The 18,777-nt window shown below is 69.2% G+C and carries 13 protein-coding genes; 10 read left to right on the plus strand and 3 right to left on the minus strand.

Features of this window, described 5'->3' with window-relative positions:
- The first annotated feature begins 42 nt into the window (after positions 1–42).
- Positions 43–2,373: a hypothetical protein gene (locus DIZ27_RS06670; protein WP_109377377.1), complete on the plus strand. Its 2,331-nt coding sequence runs from the start codon at positions 43–45 to the stop codon at positions 2,371–2,373.
- Positions 2,374–2,445: 72 nt separating this feature from the next.
- Positions 2,446–2,967: a hypothetical protein gene (locus DIZ27_RS45085; RefSeq protein WP_146228911.1), complete on the plus strand. Its 522-nt coding sequence runs from the start codon at positions 2,446–2,448 to the stop codon at positions 2,965–2,967.
- A 43-nt stretch (positions 2,968–3,010) separates the two neighbouring features.
- Here DIZ27_RS45085 and DIZ27_RS06680 read toward each other — a convergent pair whose 3' ends face one another.
- From DIZ27_RS06680 to eccB, 3 genes are read right to left on the minus strand one after another with little or no spacing between them, the layout of a single operon-like run.
- On the minus strand, positions 3,011–3,613 hold the full coding sequence (locus DIZ27_RS06680; RefSeq protein ID WP_109377379.1) for a hypothetical protein: 603 nt from the start codon (positions 3,611–3,613) through the stop codon (positions 3,011–3,013).
- Positions 3,610–4,872 (minus strand): type VII secretion-associated serine protease mycosin, encoded by a 1,263-nt coding sequence (gene mycP / locus DIZ27_RS06685; RefSeq protein ID WP_109377380.1) that lies wholly within the window; start codon positions 4,870–4,872, stop codon positions 3,610–3,612. Before mycP ends, DIZ27_RS06680 begins: the two co-directional genes overlap by 4 nt.
- Before the next feature lie 29 nt (positions 4,873–4,901).
- A complete protein-coding gene (gene eccB / locus DIZ27_RS06690) occupies positions 4,902–6,428 on the minus strand; it encodes a type VII secretion protein EccB (RefSeq protein WP_109377381.1) in 1,527 nt (508 codons plus the stop codon).
- Positions 6,429–6,650: 222 nt separating this feature from the next.
- Between eccB and eccE the strand changes: the two genes are divergently transcribed.
- From eccE to DIZ27_RS06730, 8 genes are all read left to right on the plus strand, one after another.
- On the plus strand, positions 6,651–7,976 hold the full coding sequence (gene eccE / locus DIZ27_RS06695) for a type VII secretion protein EccE (RefSeq protein WP_109377382.1): 1,326 nt from the start codon (positions 6,651–6,653) through the stop codon (positions 7,974–7,976).
- A complete protein-coding gene (locus DIZ27_RS06700; protein WP_109377383.1) occupies positions 7,976–8,749 on the plus strand; it encodes a hypothetical protein in 774 nt (257 codons plus the stop codon). Before eccE ends, DIZ27_RS06700 begins: the two co-directional genes overlap by 1 nt.
- A gap of 601 nt (positions 8,750–9,350) precedes the next feature.
- A complete protein-coding gene (locus DIZ27_RS06705; protein WP_109377384.1) occupies positions 9,351–12,353 on the plus strand; it encodes an SCO5717 family growth-regulating ATPase in 3,003 nt (1,000 codons plus the stop codon).
- Between the two features lie 295 nt (positions 12,354–12,648).
- A complete protein-coding gene (locus tag DIZ27_RS06710; protein ID WP_109377385.1) occupies positions 12,649–14,562 on the plus strand; it encodes an ABC transporter substrate-binding protein in 1,914 nt (637 codons plus the stop codon).
- Positions 14,563–14,580: 18 nt separating this feature from the next.
- On the plus strand, positions 14,581–15,654 hold the full coding sequence (locus DIZ27_RS06715) for an ABC transporter permease (RefSeq protein WP_109377386.1): 1,074 nt from the start codon (positions 14,581–14,583) through the stop codon (positions 15,652–15,654).
- Positions 15,651–16,673 carry an ABC transporter permease gene (locus DIZ27_RS06720; protein WP_258308271.1) on the plus strand — a complete coding sequence of 341 codons (1,023 nt, stop codon included), beginning with the start codon at positions 15,651–15,653 and terminating at the stop codon, positions 16,671–16,673. The genes DIZ27_RS06715 and DIZ27_RS06720 overlap by 4 nt, the downstream gene beginning before the upstream one ends.
- The gene (locus DIZ27_RS06725) at positions 16,670–17,734 is read left to right on the plus strand and encodes an ABC transporter ATP-binding protein (RefSeq protein WP_109377387.1); all 1,065 of its coding nucleotides are present in this window, start codon (positions 16,670–16,672) and stop codon (positions 17,732–17,734) included. Before DIZ27_RS06720 ends, DIZ27_RS06725 begins: the two co-directional genes overlap by 4 nt.
- Complete coding sequence (locus tag DIZ27_RS06730) at positions 17,731–18,765, plus strand: ABC transporter ATP-binding protein (RefSeq protein WP_109377388.1); 1,035 nt, start codon at positions 17,731–17,733, stop codon at positions 18,763–18,765. Before DIZ27_RS06725 ends, DIZ27_RS06730 begins: the two co-directional genes overlap by 4 nt.
- The last annotated feature ends 12 nt before the right edge of the window (positions 18,766–18,777 follow it).

Here is an 18,777-nt window from a genome sequence, read left to right on the forward strand (position 1 = left end):
TGACTTCCGCTCGATACCCGCTCATCCTCAAGGACGTATCCCATGGAACTCGACACTCTCCGCGATGCCGACTTCAAGCTGCTAGACGACGCCGTCAAGGACTGGTCGACTCTCGTCAAGAACCTCGAGACCCTCAAGAAGGACGCCGAGGACAACCTGCACAAGGGCGCCAACAAGGCCGACTGGGCCGGTGTGAACGCCAAGGTTTCCAAGGAGTTCATAGGTAAGACGGCCGGCGAGTTCGCCGATGCCCATACCCAGGCCAGCACCATCCACAAGATCCTCAACGACACAGTGGGCGAGTTGAAGGGCTACCACCGGCAGCTCGTCGAAGCCATCGACGGCGGCCGGAAGAAGAGCCTGAAGGTCATCGGATACGAGGGCGGCTTCACCGTCACCACGGATGTCCCCCCGGAAGCACGCAACACGATTGACCATGACAACCAGTCGGACATCACCGCGCTGCGAGACCAGATCCAGGGCATCCTCAACAAGGCCACCGAGAGCGACGACTCCGCCAAGACCGTCCTGCAGGCCATTGCCGACCAGAGCAAGATGGGCTTCTCCGACGCCAGCTACCAGGACCGGGATTCCGCGGCCGAAGCCATCAAGCAGGCCGACGAGTTGGCCGCCCTCGCGAAGAAGAACCCCGACGACCTGAGCGTCAAGGACTTCGACAGGCTCAATGCCGGGCTGAAGAAGTACGCCGGCGACGAGTTGTTCGCCGAGCGGTTCACCACGACGCTCGGCCCGAAGAAGACAATGGAGTTCTGGACCGGGATCACCGACCCTCAGCGGGGGAACTGGGATCTGGGTCGTGAGCGTCTGGACCAGTTCGACGACTTGCAGCGCAGCCTGGGCATGACGCTCGCCAACGCCACGCAGAGCGACTCGACGGCGATGGCCGACTGGAAGCGTACGATGATCGACATCGGAGACAAGCCGCTGTACGGCAACCGCGGCGGCCCGATGGGCTTCCAGGTCATGAGCAACCTCATGCGGACCGGTGACTACGACGACCGGTTCCTCACGGACTACGGCACGAAGCTCATGGCCACCGAGCGCAAGCTCACCGGCAACGGTGAGCACCAGAATCTCGCCTGGCGCAACAGCCCCATGACCCCATGGCTCAACCGAATCGGCGAGGACAGTGGCGCCGACCCGCTGACGGGATACCTGAAAGGCCTCTCCAACAGCCCGGACGCAGCCACCGACTTCTTCAACCAGCAGTTCGTCTCGAAGGACGACCCGGACAACCCGTTCGAGCGGGACACGGACGGCAACGGCAAGAACGGGAAGGTCTCGCTGTCCAACTTCCAGTATCTGTTCGAGGAGCGGGAGTGGCCTCAGGAGTCGAACCTCAAGGGAGACGACCTCCACACCGGGCAGAACAACCTGGCGCTGGCCCTGGAAGCTGCAACGACGGGACATCCAGCAGGTGAGCTGCCCACACTAGATACGCCAGCACACAATGCAGGACAAACAAAGCTTTTCGAAAGCATCGTTGCCTCCATCTCGGACAACACGGAGCGACTGACCGATAACAGCTACATGTCCGACAGTATCGGTCAGATCGCGTCCGAGTATCTTCCTGATATCAACCGCGCAGCAACTGACGTGGATCCGCACCCAGACAAAGATGATGTGGATGCCCAGCAAGCGTGGGATCGGATCAAGAACACCTACCCAATCGCTGGTTCTGCCGCGGAGATGAACCACCGAGACATCTCCCGATTCCTCTTCACCATTGGCCAGAATCCGGAAGGTTACGCTGCGGTTGAAGTAGGCCAGAAGAAGTACATGACCTACTTGATGGACTATCACCTGAACCCAGACTTGTCGGAAAGTCAGCGTCCCCATCACGATGAGGAACTCACTGTCCGCTCCATCGCGCGTCATTCGGGCGAAGTTTCCGGAACGTTGGCGATGGGGCGAAACGAAGCAGTGGCGTCCGGAGCCGTCGAGTCGGACGAGAAGTACGACCACTCAGTAGCACAGTGGAAGAACACCGCTTCAGGGGTCGTTGGTCTCGGTGTCGGTGTCGGCACGTCTTTCATCGCCTCGCCCGTGGCTGGAGCGGCGGCCGCAGGTGCCGCCGGAACCGTGACCAGCGTAGTGATGGAACAGTTGTTCAAAGATGCGGAAGGCAGCGCCAAGGACGACGCTGGTTCCAAAATGGGCGAGAACTGGGAGAAGGGCCAAGATAACAATATGAAGTACACTCGGCGTGCTGCTTCAGAGGCCGCCCGAGCACATGGCCACGCCACCCCAGGGGATGTCGCCAGCTGGGCGGAGGACGAATCCTATAAGGGTTATTTGTCGGCTGGTGGCCACATGGAGCGCGTCGCGCCAGAGCTTGTGACGGACATCTGATCGGCGCTACATGATGGCCCATTTCCCCCTATCGCTTCACAGTTATCCCGAAACGAAGGAGTTGCTTTCTAATTGATCAATCGACGAATCACAGCATCTGCGGTGGCGCTCACGGCGGTCGGCGTGCTCGCCGGATGCTCGGGATCTGACGAGGGGAAGAAATACGACGTCCCCAAATCTCTTTGCGGCATTTCTCTGGACTCGGGCCTAATTGATGAGCTGCTCCCTTCAGGGAGCAAGATCGACGTCCAGGAAAAGAACCCGGGGCCCAGTCGAAAACGCTGTCAAGTGATTATCGACGGCGAATCAGCCTTCGAAGTGAGCCAGGAATGGTGGCCGGAAGGTGACACCGTCGTCGATGTGGCCCAGGGGGTTCCGGAGGTGGAGTCCGCCGTACTGACGGACGACAGCGACTCCCTGCTCACCGGTACGGGGGCTGTGCAGCAAGCGCGTTGCACCAGTTCAGAGCGTCCCGATCATGTTCTGTTCATAACAGCCCAGGTCCACGCCGACGGTGTGGACGACTCTGCGGCGATGCAGGAGTTGATCACCGCGTACACCCGGGCCGTGGAGGGCTCTGCGACCTGCCGGTGAGGCGTGGGCTGCCAGCAGGCGGGCACGCGCGGGAGCAGGCGGATCAGCAGGCTCCCTTGCGGCTCGTCACCGCGTACGCGTAAGCCGGCACCACCGTCGTCCCTTCTCCTCCCGTGATGCCCGGGGGATGCCAGTCGTCCTCCTTGGAGCGGGTGCGCCGCACGTGGACGCAGAAGGCCGCCCCCGCGCCGTCGCCCGTGACCGTGTAGCTCGAGTCGGGGGCCGTGTTGCCGTCGGCCGGGTGGGCGTCGACGCCGAGTTGCGGGGCGTCTCCGCCGCCGTGTTCCACGACCTCGTCCTCGATCATCCTTGTGTTCTCCTGGTCGACCATGGAGTCGCTGCTGTGGAGGTCACCGAGTTTGGTCGTGCCGTCCAGGGCCGTCACGGCCTGCTCCACCGCACTGGTCAGTTCGTCGTCGCTCCACTTCGCGTCATCCTCGGCGGCCAGACCGCGGACGCCCACGACGATCCCGACCGCAGCCATCGTGACCAGTAGCAGGCGCGCGACGACGAAGGCCGCGTCCGGGACGTCAGGGGCCGAGGGGTTGAGGGACTCGCGCCAGGCCCGTACACGGTCGGCCTTGACGCAGGCCATGGCGAGCAGCACAGCGTCCAGGACGAATATGAAGATCGACAGTTGCGTCAAGAGTGGCCTCCCTGCCCTCCGTGCCGACGTCGTGCGTCCCTCACCGCGACCGCCGTACCGGTCAGGCCCGCCACCAGGACCAGGCCGCCGACCACCACGTACGTCCCCAGACGGGTGTTGCGTTCCTCGGCCGTCTCGCCGACGTGCAGGGGGGCCACGGAGGGCGCCTTCGCGCGAACATCCCCCTCCTCGGCCCGGGGAGACTCCACCGGGCGGGCCGGATCGACATCCGTGAGGGCCTTGACGGGGTCGACCACGCCCCAGCCGACCAGGCGGTCGTGGCCGGGGATGGAACGTTCGGCCGTCTGCTCGATCTGGGCGACGATCTGGGCGGCCGTCCACTTGGGGTATTTGGCCTTCAGGAGAGCCGCCACCCCGGCCACGTACGGCGCGGAGAAACTGGTGCCGTTGTCCGAGCAGTGGCCGTCACCGGGGACGGTGGAGACCATGTCGACGCCTGGGGCCGCCACACCCACGAACTCACCCGATTGGGAGAAGGACGCGCGTTCGTTGTTGCGGTCGGAGGACGCCACGGCCAGGACGCCTTCGAATGAGGCGGGGTAGGTGACCTTGACGTTGCCTCCGAGGCCGTCGTTGCCGGCCGAGGCCACGACGACCACCTGCTGGGACAGGGCGTGGTCGACAGCCTCCCGCAGGCTCGGGGCCGGCTCGACGGCGTTTGCCGTGTCCTGGGAGATGTTGATGACATCGGCGCCCGCCTGGACAGCGTAACGGATCGATGACGCGAGGGTCTCCGCGGTGCCGTTGCCCTCCGCATCGTTCTGCTTGATGGGGATGATCGTGGCGTCGGGAGCCAGGCCCACGAAGCCGGTCCCCTTGGCGGGACGGGCCGCGATGATGCCGGCGACCCGTGTGCCGTGGCCGACCGTGTCGGTCGTGCCCTGGGCGTTGCCGCGTTCGATGCTCTCACCCTTGGTGCTCTTGGCGGGCAGGTAGTTCCTGCCCTTGGACACGTTGACGGCGTCGCCGAGTTGGGGGTTCTTCACGTCGACCCCCGTGTCGATCACCGCGACGCTGACCCCCTTGCCCTTCGACTGCTCCCACAGCTCGTCCAGGTTGACGCGCTGCAAGGACCACGGCCGGCCTTCGTACTTCTTCGAGGGGAACGTGCACCGTCCACCGTCGTCCGCCCTCGCCTCGGGGAGCGGGAACGCGCAGAGCGTCCCGCCGGACAAGACCGTCACCACGAGCACGGTCGCCGTCGTCCGGGGGATCTTCCTGCCGTTGGCTCGCAGCATGACTTCCTTCTCCTCGGGAACCACGTCCGCTACGAGCCCTGCGGCTGCCGGGCCGCCGCTTCCGACAGGCGGGGGCCGGTGGGCAGGAACGTCGACCAGTTCACCGGAACGAGAGACGGTTCCACCTTCTCGTAGCCGAGGCGGGTCTGGGCGATCTGGGCCTCGTTGAGCTGTTGCTCGCGCTGCTTGTCGGAGGTTCCGATGCCCTTGTCTTCCGTGGCGCTGTCGTTGTTGGACTGCAGGGCGTAACGCAGTCCCGTGTCGGTGACCAGGAAGACCCCGCCCGCCTTGGTCTCGGTGCCCTGGAACTGCCGGTAGAGCTGGCCGGAGCCCGGCGTCACGTACGCGCTCGAGGAACCGGTGGGCAGCTGGGCGGGGAAGTCGGTGCCCGCCCAGGTGGAGAGGGTCGTGACCCCAGACTTGGCGTTGACCGAACGCAGCACGTTGCAGACGGTGTTACGTCCGCCGTCGGCGGCCGTGGCGCCGTTGACCGTCTTCGGACGGTACGTCGGCCAGTTCCGCTGTCCGTCGAACTCGGTGCTGTCGACGACCGCGCCGGGGCTGACCTGCTGGGCCTCACCGGCCTGTCCGGCGCCGACGAGGTCACCGCTGTTGAGGAGCAAGGTGGCGGTGAACTCCGAGATGCGCGCCACGCCTCCCTCCAGTACCACGTAGTACTGCATGCGCCGGCCGTCGTACGCCTTGATGATCATGCCGACCTTGTCGTACTGCCTGAGCATGTCGGAGGCGCCCGCGTCCGCGCCCGGCGTGCCCGTGATCTCGGGAATCGCGATCGGGTCGCCCTTGTGAAGGGTGTCCAGCCACTCCTGGGACACACGCTGCGGGGCACGGCTCTGCGTGTCGAGGGCTTTGAGGAGCTCCTTGTCGGCCGGATCGGCCAGCGGGTAGGCGTATCCGCGCGAGTCGACCACGTACTGGCTCTTGCCGTCCGGGCCGACGACGTACATCAGCTCTCCCTCGACGAGCCTGTCCGAGCCCTCGGTCCTGGACCATTCCTTCTCGGCGAGGACGAACGCCGCCTTCTGGATGGCCCGGCCGCCGGGCCCGGGGCGCTCGCACACCGCCCATCGCATGGTCCTCTCCGCCTCGTCCGGCGAGGGCAGGCGGTCGGGTGCGTAGGGAATGCCGATGGTGGCCCCGTGCGGGGGTTTGCCACTGTCCAGGACGTCCTCGTCGACGGTGATGACACTGTCCTTGTTCGGGTCCAGGAGGAGCTTGGCGGACGCCATGTTGAGGACCGGGTGCAGTTGCTTCTTCCCGTCCGTCTTGAGTACGACGTACCGGGTCGTGGAGTCGCTGGCCACGATCACGTGCGCCCCCGACTCGTCCCACCCCTTCGGCGCCATCGGGCTGAACATGCCGATCGCCCCGAACACCGCGAGGACGACCACCCCGACGATGACGCCCGGCACGACCGCTCTGAGCGGCTTGGGGGCTCCCTCCTCCGAGCCCGATGGAGAGGGTTGCAGGAAGGACGCGAGGGTGCGGCGCTTCGCGAAGGTGTAGGCGTTCAGTTCATCGCGCCGTGATGCCATCTGTGTTCGTTCTCTCCCCGTACGAAGCCATGCGCACCGGCGGAGTGTCAGGGGCAGGCCGCTGGTGCCCGCTCCGCTCCGGGTGTCTCTGGAGCCTCGGCTGTCAAACCCAGCACCTACTATGCCTGTTGCGCAGTCGCCTGTGTGGCACGGGTAGGGTGCTGAAGCCTTGCCGCCTGCTGAGTGCGTTGGTTTTCGGGAGAGTTCGGGGGATTTGCAGTGATGGCATCCGCTCCGCGAACCCGGTCGCGATCGCAATCCGCGACGCGGCGGGCCGACGCGGCGTCGACGGCCGGTGGTTCCGCGACCAGTCGCGGTTCTGTCACACCGCACCTGCAGCCCCGTTCCGGGCGAGGGGGTTCCTTCGCGCTGCAGCGGCTGGTGCTGCTGGAACTCGTCGCCGCGCTGGTGGTGTGCGGTTGGCTCGTCGATCCTGCCGCTCTGGTGGCGGGATGTGTGATCGGCGGCGTTCTGCTGCTCTTCGCTGTCGTACGCCGCCGGGGGCGCTCCCTGCCGGAGTGGCTCGGTAGCCAACTGGCTCTGCGCGCCCGCATGCGCAGAGCCCCGGGCTCTCCCTTGCCACGCGATGTCGACTCCAGCCTGGCCCCGGCCGTGGAGTGCGAGCCGAACCTGCGGACGTACAACTACAGCCGCCGTGATGACCACGACAGGCGCCCGGTGGGCATGGTGGGTGACGGGAGCTTCCTCACGGCCGTCCTCCAGGTGGAGGCGGACGCCGGTGCCCTCCGTGCCGAGCGCGGTCGTACGCCGCTCCCGCTCGCTCTGGTGCGGGACGTGCTCGACGTGGACGGTATTCGTCTGGAGTCGGCGCAGGTGGTGTTGCACACCCAGCCCGCGCCCGCTCCTCACCTGCCGCAGCAATCAGTCGTGGTGACGAACTACGCTCAACTCCAGGCGGAGACGGCCGCGCCCGCGGTCCGCATCATGTGGATCGCGCTGAAGCTCGATCCCGAGCTGTGCGCGGAGGCGGTGGCCGCGCGGGGCGGCGGGCTTCTCGGTGCGCAGAAGTGTCTGGTGCGCTCGGCGGAGCACCTGTCCAGCAGGCTGACGGGCGCCGGGTTCCGTACGAATCTGCTCACCGAGGAGGAGCTGTCCGCCGCGATCGCCACCTCGGCATGTGCGAACCCGATGGTGACCTCTCAGCCCGGGCAGGGCGACACGCCCCGGCGACGGACCGAGGAGTCCAGCCGCAGTTGGCGCTGCGACAACAGACGGCACACCACGTACTGGGTACGCCGGTGGCCCCAACTGGGCGGCTCCGCGATCGGACTGCCGCAGCTGGCGGCCCAGTTGACTGCGGTTCCCGCGCTGGCGACGACGTTCAGTCTGGTGCTGGCCCCAAGCGGTCGGCAGGACGTGTCGGTCACCGGGCACGTGCGGGTCACGGGTCGCAGCAGCACCGAGCTGTCCGAGGCGCGCCGGGCCCTGGAACGGGCCGCGCGCCAGGCACGGACCGGGATCGTCCGCCTGGACCGTGAGCAACTACCCGCCGTACTCGCCACTCTGCCGCTCGGAGGTGCCCGCTGATGGTCACGTCCACACCGTCGAATCTCGCCGGGCCGGCCTCCGGGGATCAGCCGCGCACTGGTCTTCGGGGACGTCTGCGCACCGGATTCGGGCTCCTGGGCCCCCGTCATCCGCGGCACACGCTGCCCCTTTCCCAGGTGGACACGCTCGCCCTGCCCGTGGGGGACGACGGTGTCGTGGTGGGGGTGAACGCCGAGGGACAGCCCGCCGTCCTCGGGGTGAATCGGCCGACGCCGTTCGACATCCTGTTCATCGGCGGTCTCTGGACGGCACAGGTGCTGGCACTGCGCGTGGCGGCGACGGGCGCGAGGGTCGCGGTGGAGACCGGCAGACCGGGGCACTGGGCCCAGGTCGTCCAGGCGGTCGGCGGAGGCCAGTCGGGGATGACCGTGCACGACGTGGGCCGAGTGCCGCCGCAGGGCGCCTCGGCGATGGGGCCGGTCCTGGTGATCCGGGACTGCGGCATGCGGCCGCCGCGTGGACGGGTGACGTCGGGACCATGGCAGTCGGTGCTCACCCTGCTGCCGTATCTCAGCCCGGTCGCTCCCCGGCTCATGCGGCAGGCGCAGCTCACGGGCATCCAACGTGTTTCACCGGACGAGGCAGCGGAGTTGGGGCGCGTCATGGCCCTCTCTCCGACCGAGTTGGAGTCCTTGCCCGTGCTCCCCGACGGTATGACTCTCTGGTACGCCGACCGGGGCCATCAGTACGTGATGACTCAGCCCACCGACGCGGAGACGGGACTGCTGGGAGCGCCGCGCCGCATGGACTGACTCACGCGGTGAGTGGAACACTCGTTCGCACACCGCCTTGGGAGCGGCTGCCACGAACGATGTTCCGGGTGGCGCCTACCAGCCCTTTTCTCCCACGGTCGACGGGAGTTGAGGAGCCATGATGGGTGGGCCGAAGCTCACGCGTGGGTCCTCTTTCCGGGGACTCCTGCGGGGAGGGGATGACGGAGATCACTCCTCCTGTGCCCTGTTCCGTGATCGTCCACGGAAGTGGGCCGGTTCGACGCAGACAGGAACACTGCGCGAAGCGGCGGTTGAAGCATCGGATTCCCAGGGATCTCAACGATGTTCCGTCCCCCTTGTTCGTGGATGTCCGGTGGAACATCCACGGATACGGGAGCCGTGCACGGCACTTCAGGGGCAGGCTGTGGTGCAGGGGGCGGATGCTCAGGTGAGGACGGGGCTGCCCGGGCGGTGCCTGTGGTGATTAGGCTGGGTCTTGGCGTGACGCGAGAACCCGTGGACCGGGCGTCGGCGTCACAGGGGGAGAGCCGGTGGATCGGACGACCTCGGACAACTGCGAATGACAAGCAAGGGTCGCCTCAGCACGGAGTGAGGGTGCTCGACCACACCAGGAGGAACTGTGAGCAGCGATCGGGACGGGACGCGCGGGGGCTGGGCGACACCCGGCGATGACCAGCCCGACGCGGAGTCCGCCGTCGAGGCGACGGGCGAGTTCACCATCGACTACGCACCGCCGGCCTGGTACACGCAGAACGCTTCGGAGGGTTCGAGTTCGGGGTCGGGTTCGGGGTCGGAGAGCTCCGGGAAGGGGGCCGATCCTTCGTCTTCCTCGTCTCCCTCATCTCCTTCGTCTGCTCCCTCTTCGGGGTCAGGCAGGCCCGTTCCGCCGTTGCCCGGGCTGACTCCGCCGCCGCACGCGGTGGGTGCCGGGGGGCCTTCGTCGATTCCGGCGCCCGCTCCGGGGGCTCCTTTCACCCCGCCCCCGCCCGCTCCCACGCCGGGCGCTCCCTTCACGCCGCCGGCTCCCGCGCCAGGGGCCCCGTTCACTCCGCCCGCTCCGCCGTCCGGGGGGCCGGGCGCCGTGCCCAGGCTTCCGGTGGGGAGCGGTTTCGAGCCGCAGCAGCCTTCGGAAGGGGACGAGCGGGGCGAGGCGCCCATGCCCACTCCCCCGTCTGCGCCCGAGCCGGAGCCCGACTCCGGTGACGGCGATCTCGAGAGCGGTGCCACCATCCGGTTCTCCGCTGCCGCCTTGAAGCGGGAGATCCGGGAGCGCGGGACCGAGACCGCGCCCGAGGCGGAGGCGGAGGTGACTCCGGCGCCGGATAAGCGGCTGGAGTCGGCCGACCCTCAGGACGGGACCGACGACGTCGCGGACGTGGAGGCCGCCGACGGTCTCGAGGACGAGGGCATCGCCGAGGCCGGCGCCTCCGAACCATCCGCGGAGGACGGTCAGGACGACGCGAACGACGCGAATGACGCCGAGGACTCCGAAGACGCTGTCGTCGTGGCCGAGGCCGAGGCGGACGCGCCCGAACCCGAGGACGCCAAGCCGGTGGTGGGTGACGCGCCAGGGGGCGGCGTGGCCGGTTCTGATGGTGCGGACGACGCCACGGAAACCCCGGACAACTCGGACGACGCAGACAGCGCACCTCAGGATGGCGTCCCGGCCTCCTCCGGCCCTCCGGCCGCGGCCGCCTGGACTCCCCCGGCGCCACCGGTGGCGCCGCCCCCGCCGTACCCCACTGCCCCGGCACCCGCGAGCCAGTGGCCCGCACAGCCGCCGCAGGCCCCCGCAGCGGCCCCCACGCCGGCGCCGGCACAGCCCACGGACGCGGAAGCACCCGCGCAGCAGCCGCCGTTCCAGCCGCAGGCGCCGCAGCCCGCGCCCGCCGCCTGGAACGCGCCGGACGGGCCGACGCCACAGCAGCACCAGACACCGGCCCCGCCCGCTCCGCAGGCCGGATACGGTTTCCCCCAGCCGGGCGTCCCCGCTCCCGGCGCCCCCGCCGGTTACGGGTTCCCGCCCGCCGGTCCCGTGCCGGCCGCCCCGACTCCCCCGGCCCAGCCGGGCGGTTACGGCTTCCCGCAGCAACCGCCGGTGCAGCAGGCGCCTCCGCGGCAGCCCGTACCACCGCAGGCACAGCCCCAGCAGCCCGTACCACCGCAGCCCCAGCAGCCGCAGCCCGCCCAGCAGGGGTTCCCTCTCCAGCAGCCCCAGCCCCAGCCCCCGCACGCCGGTCAGCCGCCGCAGCCGCCCGTCGATCCCCGCGCCGGGGCCGCCTGGCCGCAGCCGATCCAGCACGACCAGCGGCAGCAGACCAACCCCGGTGCCGCGCCGCTCGGTTACACCGCGGCCGTGGAACTGTCGTCGGACCGGCTGCTCAACAGCAAGAAGCAGAAGGCGAAGAGCACTCGGCCGGCCGCGGGCGGATCGCGTTTCAAGCTGGGTGGCAAGAAGGAGGAGGCCGAGCGGCAGCGGAAGCTGGAGCTGATCCGTACGCCGGTGCTGTCCTGCTACCGGATCGCCGTGATCAGTCTCAAGGGCGGTGTCGGCAAGACGACCACGACCACCGCGCTCGGCGCCACCCTCGCCAGTGAGCGGCAGGACAAGATCCTCGCGATCGACGCCAACCCCGACGCCGGTACGCTCGGCCGCCGGGTGCGGCGGGAGACCGGGGCCACCATCCGTGACCTGGTGCAGGCGATCCCCCACCTCAACTCGTACATGGACATCCGGCGGTTCACCTCCCAGGCCCCCTCCGGCCTGGAGATCATCGCCAACGACGTCGACCCTGCCGTCTCGACGACCTTCAACGACGAGGACTACCGGCGGGCCATCGACGTTCTGGGCAAGCAGTACCCGATCATCCTCACCGACTCCGGTACGGGGCTGCTCTACAGCGCCATGCGCGGGGTGCTGGACCTGGCCGATCAGCTCATCATCATCTCGACGCCGTCCGTGGACGGCGCGAGCAGCGCCAGCACGACGCTGGACTGGCTGTCGGCCCATGGGTACGCGGATCTCGTCTCGCGGTCGCTCACGGTCATCTCGGGTGTGCGCGAGACCGGCAAGATGATCAAGGTCGACGACATCGTGTCGCACTTCCAGACCCGCTGCCGGGGCGTGATCGTCGTACCGTTCGACGAGCATCTGGCCGCCGGCGCGGAGGTCGATCTCGACATGATGCGACCGAAGGTGCGGGAGGCGTATTTCAACCTCGCGTCGATGGTCGCCGAGGACTTCGTCCGGCACCAGCAGTCGCACGGCCTGTGGACCTCCGACGGCAACCCGCCGCCGGTCGCCGCCCCGCCGCTGCCGGGCCAGCACATCCCGAACCAGTACGTCCCGGGCCAGCCGTACCCCGGACAGGCCGGCCCGTACCCCCAGCAGCCGCAGCCCGGCCAGCCGTACGCCCCTCCCGGTCAGCCCGGCCGGCCCCACCCGCAGCAGGGCCACCCCCAGCCCCCCGCACCGCCCGGCCCCGCATACCCGCAGGCCGCTCCCGGCCAGCCGTACCCCCAGCCCGGCTACGGTTATCCGTACCCGGGCCCGCCCGGCCACCCGGACCAGCACGGCGGGGGGCAGACGCCTCCCCCGCAGGCACCGCCCCCGCAGCAGTAGGGGATGTCACCCGATCGGCCCCTTTCGAGGGGCCGATCCCGTTTCCGGCCCGCACCGTTCGCCCACGGATGCGGGCTCTCCCGTATTCGGGGTGCGGCACGGCTTCAGTCGCTGGCCAGGAGCGCTTCAGTGGTCTCGACCAATGGGCGCGAAATGCTCGTCAGTTCGTTATTTCCGCAGGCCACATGGGGTGTGCGCACCGTTGACGACCGCCAGATACCGCTGATAGACACTCACCACTCACCTGATCAACCAGTCCTACCCGTGCGAGTGATGACGCGAGGTCAGCGAGCCTATGGACACGAACGATCAGTACGGCGGTCAACACGAGACCGGACGTCCGGGCACCGGGCCACGGTCCAGACCACGGGCAGGGAGCGGCGTTCCGCGCCGGGTCCGGCTCGCCACGGCGGCCGGTGCGGCCGCGCTCGCCCTCACCGCCGGGCTCGCGACCCCGCTCGACCCGGCGCCGCGGCAGGCCCGGGCGGCCGACGACGGGAAGCAGACGCTGACCGTCGCGGTGGCGCAGAGCGTCGACTCGCTCAGCCCGTTCCTCGCGGTGCGGCTGCTCAGTACGAGCATTCACCGGCTCACCTACGAGTACCTGACCAACTACGACCCCGAGGACAACCGTGTCATCCCGGGCCTGGCTACCGAGTGGAAGTCGTCCCCGGACAAGTTGACGTGGACGTACACCATCCGCTCCGACTCCACGTGGTCGGACGGGCAGCAGGCCACCGCCGAGGACGCGGCATGGACGTTCAACACGATGATGACCGACGAGGCCGCGGCCACGGCCAACGGCAGCTTCGTCGCCAACTTCGAGAAGGTCACCGCGCCGAGCCCGACCGAGCTGGTCATCCGGCTGAAGAAGCCGCAGGCCACCATGACGGCGCTGGACGTGCCGATCGTGCCCAAGCACGTGTGGGAGAAGGTCGACGACTTCTCGAAGTTCAACAACGACAAGGACTTCCCGATCGTCGGCAACGGGCCGTTCGTCCTCACCGACTACAAGCCCGACAGCTATGTGCGACTGGTGCCCAACAAGGACTTCTGGCGCGGGGCGCCGAAGTTCGACGAGTTGCTCTTCCGGTACTACAAGGACCAGGACGCGGCGGTGTCCGCGCTGCGCAAGGGTGAGGTGTCGTTCGTCGCCGGATCGCCGTCCCTGACGCCGGCGCAGGCGGCCTCACTCCGGAGCGAGAAGAACATCAAGGTCAACGACGCGCCCGGCCGCCGCTTCTACGCCCTCGCCACCAATCCGGGCGCGAAGGCCAGGAACGGCGAGAAGATGGGGGACGGGCACCCTTCGCTGCTGGACCAGCGGGTCCGCAACGCGCTGTTCAGGGCGGTGGACCGGAAGACCATCATCGACAAGGTGTTCCAGGGTCACGCGGAGATGGGCGCGGGCTACATCCCGCCGCGGTACGAGCAGTACTTCTGGGAGCCGTCGGCCGACCAGGAGCTGGCGTACGACCCGGCGGAGGCGGCCCGACTGCTCGATCGGGCGGGCTACAAGAAGAACGGTGACGGCAAGCGGGTCGGCAAGGACGGCAAGCCGCTGAACTACCGGGTCCTGTGCCACGCCACCGACCCGAACGACAAGGCCGTCGGCAAGTACCTCGAGGAGTGGTGGGGCGACCTCGGCATCGGGGTCACGCTCAACTGCCTGGACAACGTGACCGATCCGTGGCTCGCCGGCGAGTACGACCTGGCCTTCGACGGCTGGTCGGTCAACCCCGACCCCGACTTCGTCCTGTCGATCCACACCTGCGGGGCGCTTCCGGCGACCCCGAAGGACACCGGCGCGACCGACAACTTCATCTGCGACAAGAAGTACGACGAGCTGTACGCCCAGCAGTTGGTCGAGTACGACCCCGCCAAACGGGCGAACATCGTCCAGCAGATGGAGTCACGGCTGTACGACCTCGGGTACATGAACGTCATGGCGTATCCGAACGCGGTCGAGGCGTACCGCACCGACCAGATCGAATCGATCACCACGATGCCGAAGAAGGCCGGCAACCTCTACGGCCAGGACGGCTACTGGAGTTGGTGGTCCGCAGTACCGGCGAGCTCCGGTGAGGCCTCCGAGGACGGGTCGTCGACGGGTGTGGCCGTCGGGATCGCCGCGGGTGCCGTCGTCCTCGTCGGGCTGGGGGTGTTCGTGGCGATGCGGCGGCGGGCCACCGCCGAGGACCGCGAGTAGGGCGGGCGACGGGTACTCATGACCGCCGACGCGACATCCGCTCCGGTCGAGGGCACGCAGACCGCCGGTCCGGCGAAGGACGGACCGGCGGCCCGCGGGCCGCGCGCCCGCACCACCACCGCGTACCTGCGGTACGTGGCGGGCAAGGTGGCCGGCGCGGCCGTGTCCCTCCTGGCCGTCCTCGTTACCAGTTTCTTCCTCTTCCGGCTGATCCCGGGCGACCCGGTGAAGTTCATGACCGGCGGACGTCAGGTGTCGGCCGAGCAACTGGCCGCCTACCGACGTGAGTTCGGACTGGACCTGCCGTTGTGGCAGCAGTTCACCGACTACTGCGGCAAGGCGCTCACCGGGGACCTGGGAACGTCGTACCAGTTCAACGCACCGGTGATCGACAAGATCACCGAGGCGTTGCCGAACACGCTGCTGCTCACCGGTACCGCCTTCGTCCTCTACACGGCGCTCGGCATCGTGCTCGGCACCCGGTCGGCGTGGCGGCACGGGCGGCTCGGGGACCGGATCCACACGGGGCTGGCTCTGACGCTGTACTCCATCCCGTCCTTCTGGCTCGGGCTGCTGCTGATCATCACGCTGTCGGTGGGCATCGGCCCGATTCCGGGGCTGTTCCCCACCGGTGGCATGGAGTCGGGCGGCGAGGAGGGCTTCGCCCGGGTCCTGGACGTGGCACACCATCTGGTGCTGCCCGTGCTGACGCTGGTCGCGGTGGAGTACGGGCAGACGCTGCTGGTGACCCGGTCGGCGCTGCTGGACGAGATGGGCAACGACTATCTGACCACCGCGCGTGCCAAGGGGCTGCGCGACGATCTCGTACGGCGCAGACACGCGGTGCCCAACGCGCTGCTGCCGACGGTGACGCTGATCTTCATCAACCTCGGCCGGACGGTGGCCGGTGTGATCCTGGTGGAGACGGTGTTCTCCTGGCCGGGGCTCGGCGGGCTGTTCTACCAGGCGCTGAGCGTGCCCGATCTGCCGCTGGTGCAGGGGCTGTTCTTCGTGTTCGCCGCCGCGGTGATCGTGATGAACACGCTGGCCGATCTGATCTATCCGCTGCTCGACCCCCGGGTGGGCCGATGACGACCGACAACGGCACGACAGGGAAACCGGCCGCGGAAAGCACCACGGGCGGCGCCGGAACATTCCCGGGCACGCTTCCGGACACGCTCGCGGCCGCCACGGCCGCAGCGGGGAAGGAGCAGGCGGTCACAGGTCCGCGCGCGCTCGCGTGGCGACGGCGCCGGGACTCGGCCGCACGCTTCTGGCGGCAGTACCGCACCCACCGGGCCGGCGTCTTCGGCCTGGCGGCGCTCCTGCTCTTCGCACTGCTCGCGCTGGCCGCTCCCCTGCTGGTCGGCTCCGACGTGGACAACGTGACGGACGCTCCGGGCAGCCCGATGGAGAGCCCGAGCACGGAGTTCCCCTTCGGCACCGACCAGTTCGGGCGGAACCTGCTCGGTCTGGTGATCTGGGGGGCGCGGGTGTCACTGATGGTGGGGCTGCTCGCCGCCGTGCTGTCGGTGGCGATCGGCACCCTGATCGGCGTGACGGCGGGGCATTTCCGGGGCTGGTACGCGACGGTGATGATGCGCGTCACCGACTGGTTCCTGGTGATGCCCACCCTGGTGCTGGCGATCGCGCTGGCCACCGTGATGTCCCGCTCGCTCGTCACCATCGTGGTGGCGATCGGGGTGACGACCTGGCCGACGACGGCCCGGCTGGTGCGCGCGCAGACCCTGGCGGTGGAGACCCGGCCGTACATCGAACGCGCGCGGGCGCTGGGCGGTGGGCACTGGCATGTGATGTCGCGCCATGTGCTGCCCAACGTGATGCCGCTGGTGCTGGCCCAGACGACCCTGATCATCTCCGCGGCGATCCTCGCCGAGGCGACCCTGGCGTTCCTGGGGCTCGGTGATCCGACGGTGGTGTCGTGGGGCGGGCTGCTGCAGGACGCGCGGGAGGCGGGCGCGGTCAGCGCCGGCCGCTGGTGGTACCTGGTGCCGCCGGGCATCGCCATCGCCGTGGTGGCGCTGGCGTTCACACTCTGCGGGCGGGCCGTGGAGTCCGTCCTCAACCCCAGGCTGGGGGTGTCCCGTTGAGTCTGCTCAACGTCAGGGACCTGACGGTGACATACGCGGGCGGGGCCGCCGCGGTACGCGGGGTGGACCTGCGTCTGGAGGCCGGCCAGAAGCTGGGCATCGCCGGGGAGTCGGGCTGCGGCAAGTCCACGCTCGCGCTCGCGCTGCTGCGGCTGCTGCCGGACGGGACGCGGACCGGTGGGGAGATCCTGCTGGACGGCGAGGACGTCCTGGCCATGAAGTGGGGCCGGGTACGGGCGGTCCGCTGGGCCGGGGCCTCGATCGTGTTCCAGGGCGCGATGCACTCCCTCAATCCCGTCCACCGCATCGGTGACCAGATCGCCGAGCCGATCCTGCTGCACCGGAGGGCGACCCCGGCCGGGGCGCGGAAGAAGGCCGGTGAGCTGCTGGAGCACGTCGGTCTCCCGGCCGCCCGCGCGACAAACTACCCGCACGAGCTGTCCGGCGGGCAGCGCCAGCGCGTCATGATCGCGATGGCGCTGGCCTGCGATCCGCGGCTGATCATCGCGGACGAGCCGACCACCGCGCTCGACGTGATGATCCAGGCGCAGATCCTGCGGCTCATCGAGCAGCTGGTCGCGGACCAGGACGTGGGTCTGATCATGATCAGCCATGATCTGGCGGTCCTCTCCGACACCTGCGACCGGCTCGCGGTGATGTACGCGGGACGGGTGGTGGAAGAGGGCCCGGCCGGGCAGGTCTACGAGGCCGCCCGACATCCCTACGCCCGTGCGCTGTCGGCGGCGTTCCCCCGTATCGGCGACCCGGTGTCCCGCTTCGCTCCGCGGGGGCTGGCGGGCGACCCGCCGGACCCGTCGGCGCTGCCGGCCGGGTGCACCTTCCACCCGCGCTGCCCGGTGGCCCTGGAGTCCTGCGCGGTCGAGGACCAGGCGCTGCGGTCGGCGGGGCCTCGGCGGCGGGCGGCCTGTGTACGGGTCGTCGCGGAGGACACGTCCGAGAGCACACGGGACCACGAGCCCGAACGACACGAACCAGAACCGCAGGAATCCGGTCCGCAGGAACCCGGCCCCCTGGAGGAAGTGAGGCGTACCACCCCATGACGGCCTCCCCCGCTGTTGTCCCCGGCTCCCCCGACTTCACCGGCACGCCGCCCCTGCTGAGCGCCCAGGGCGTCCGCGTCGTCTTCCCCGGTCGGAACGGCGCCCCGCCCGCTCGCGCGGTGGACGGCGTCGATCTCGACATCCGGCCCGGTGAGATCGTCGCCCTGGTGGGTGAGTCGGGTTGCGGCAAGACGACACTGGCCCGTGCCCTGCTGGGCCTGGTCGAGCCGACCGCGGGGCGCGTCGCCTTCGACGGGCGGCCGCTGGACCGTTCCAGCCGTTTCCTCAAGGCGTACCGCAAGCGGGTCCAGCTGGTGCTGCAGGATCCGAGCGGTTCGCTCAATCCCCGGCACACGGTGTACGACGCGGTGGCCGAGGGGCTGCGCATCCACGGTTACCGCGGCGACGAGCGGGCGGCGGTCGCGGGAGCCCTGTCCCGGGCCGGGCTGCGGCCACCGGAGCGCTTCTTCCTGCGGTACCCGCACGAGCTGTCCGGCGGGCAGCGTCAGCGGGTGGTGATCGCGGGTGCGCTGGTCCTGGAGCCCGAACTCCTCGTCGCCGACGAGCCGGTGGCCTCGCTGGACGCCTCCGTACGCGGCGAGATCCTGGCCCTGCTGCTCCGGCTGCGCACCGAACTGGGCCTGTCCGCACTGGTGGTCACGCACGACCTGGGGCTGGCCTGGAACATCGCCGACCGGGTCGCGGTGATGTACCTCGGCCGGATCGTGGAGACCGGGGCGGTGGAGCAGGTGCTGACCGCACCCCGGCACCCCTACACCCAGGCCCTGTTGTCGGTGCTCCCGGAGGCGCCGGGCGACCCGGTGGTCCTCACGGGCGAGCCCCCGGACCCGGCCCGTGTCCCCGGGGGCTGCCGGTTCCACGCGCGCTGCCAGATCCTGCTCGGCGGCGAGGCGAACCGGGCGGGCGTGGCGGACGCGTGCCGGACCCAGGACCTGGAGATCCTCGACGGCGGGGGCGGCGGGGCGGGCGGCCAGGTGGCCTGCCACTGGGCCCGCGCGGGCGGGGCCTGACCGAAAGCCGCG

It is taken from the genome of Streptomyces sp. NWU339, assembly GCF_003143855.1.
Lineage (GTDB): Bacteria > Actinomycetota > Actinomycetes > Streptomycetales > Streptomycetaceae > Streptomyces.

Bases quoted from the DNA above. Each gene is read 5' to 3' on its own strand.
- DIZ27_RS06670 (WP_109377377.1), top strand. From the start codon at position 43: ATGGAACTCGACACTCTCCGCGATGCCGACTTCAAGCTGCTAGACGAC.
- mycP (WP_109377380.1), bottom strand. From the start codon at position 4,872: ATGCTGCGAGCCAACGGCAGGAAGATCCCCCGGACGACGGCGACCGTG.
- eccB (WP_109377381.1), bottom strand. From the start codon at position 6,428: ATGGCATCACGGCGCGATGAACTGAACGCCTACACCTTCGCGAAGCGC.
- eccE (WP_109377382.1), top strand. From the start codon at position 6,651: ATGGCATCCGCTCCGCGAACCCGGTCGCGATCGCAATCCGCGACGCGG.
- DIZ27_RS06700 (WP_109377383.1), top strand. From the start codon at position 7,976: ATGGTCACGTCCACACCGTCGAATCTCGCCGGGCCGGCCTCCGGGGAT.
- DIZ27_RS06710 (WP_109377385.1), top strand. From the start codon at position 12,649: ATGGACACGAACGATCAGTACGGCGGTCAACACGAGACCGGACGTCCG.
- DIZ27_RS06715 (WP_109377386.1), top strand. From the start codon at position 14,581: ATGACCGCCGACGCGACATCCGCTCCGGTCGAGGGCACGCAGACCGCC.
- DIZ27_RS06720 (WP_258308271.1), top strand. From the start codon at position 15,651: ATGACGACCGACAACGGCACGACAGGGAAACCGGCCGCGGAAAGCACC.
- DIZ27_RS06730 (WP_109377388.1), top strand. From the start codon at position 17,731: ATGACGGCCTCCCCCGCTGTTGTCCCCGGCTCCCCCGACTTCACCGGC.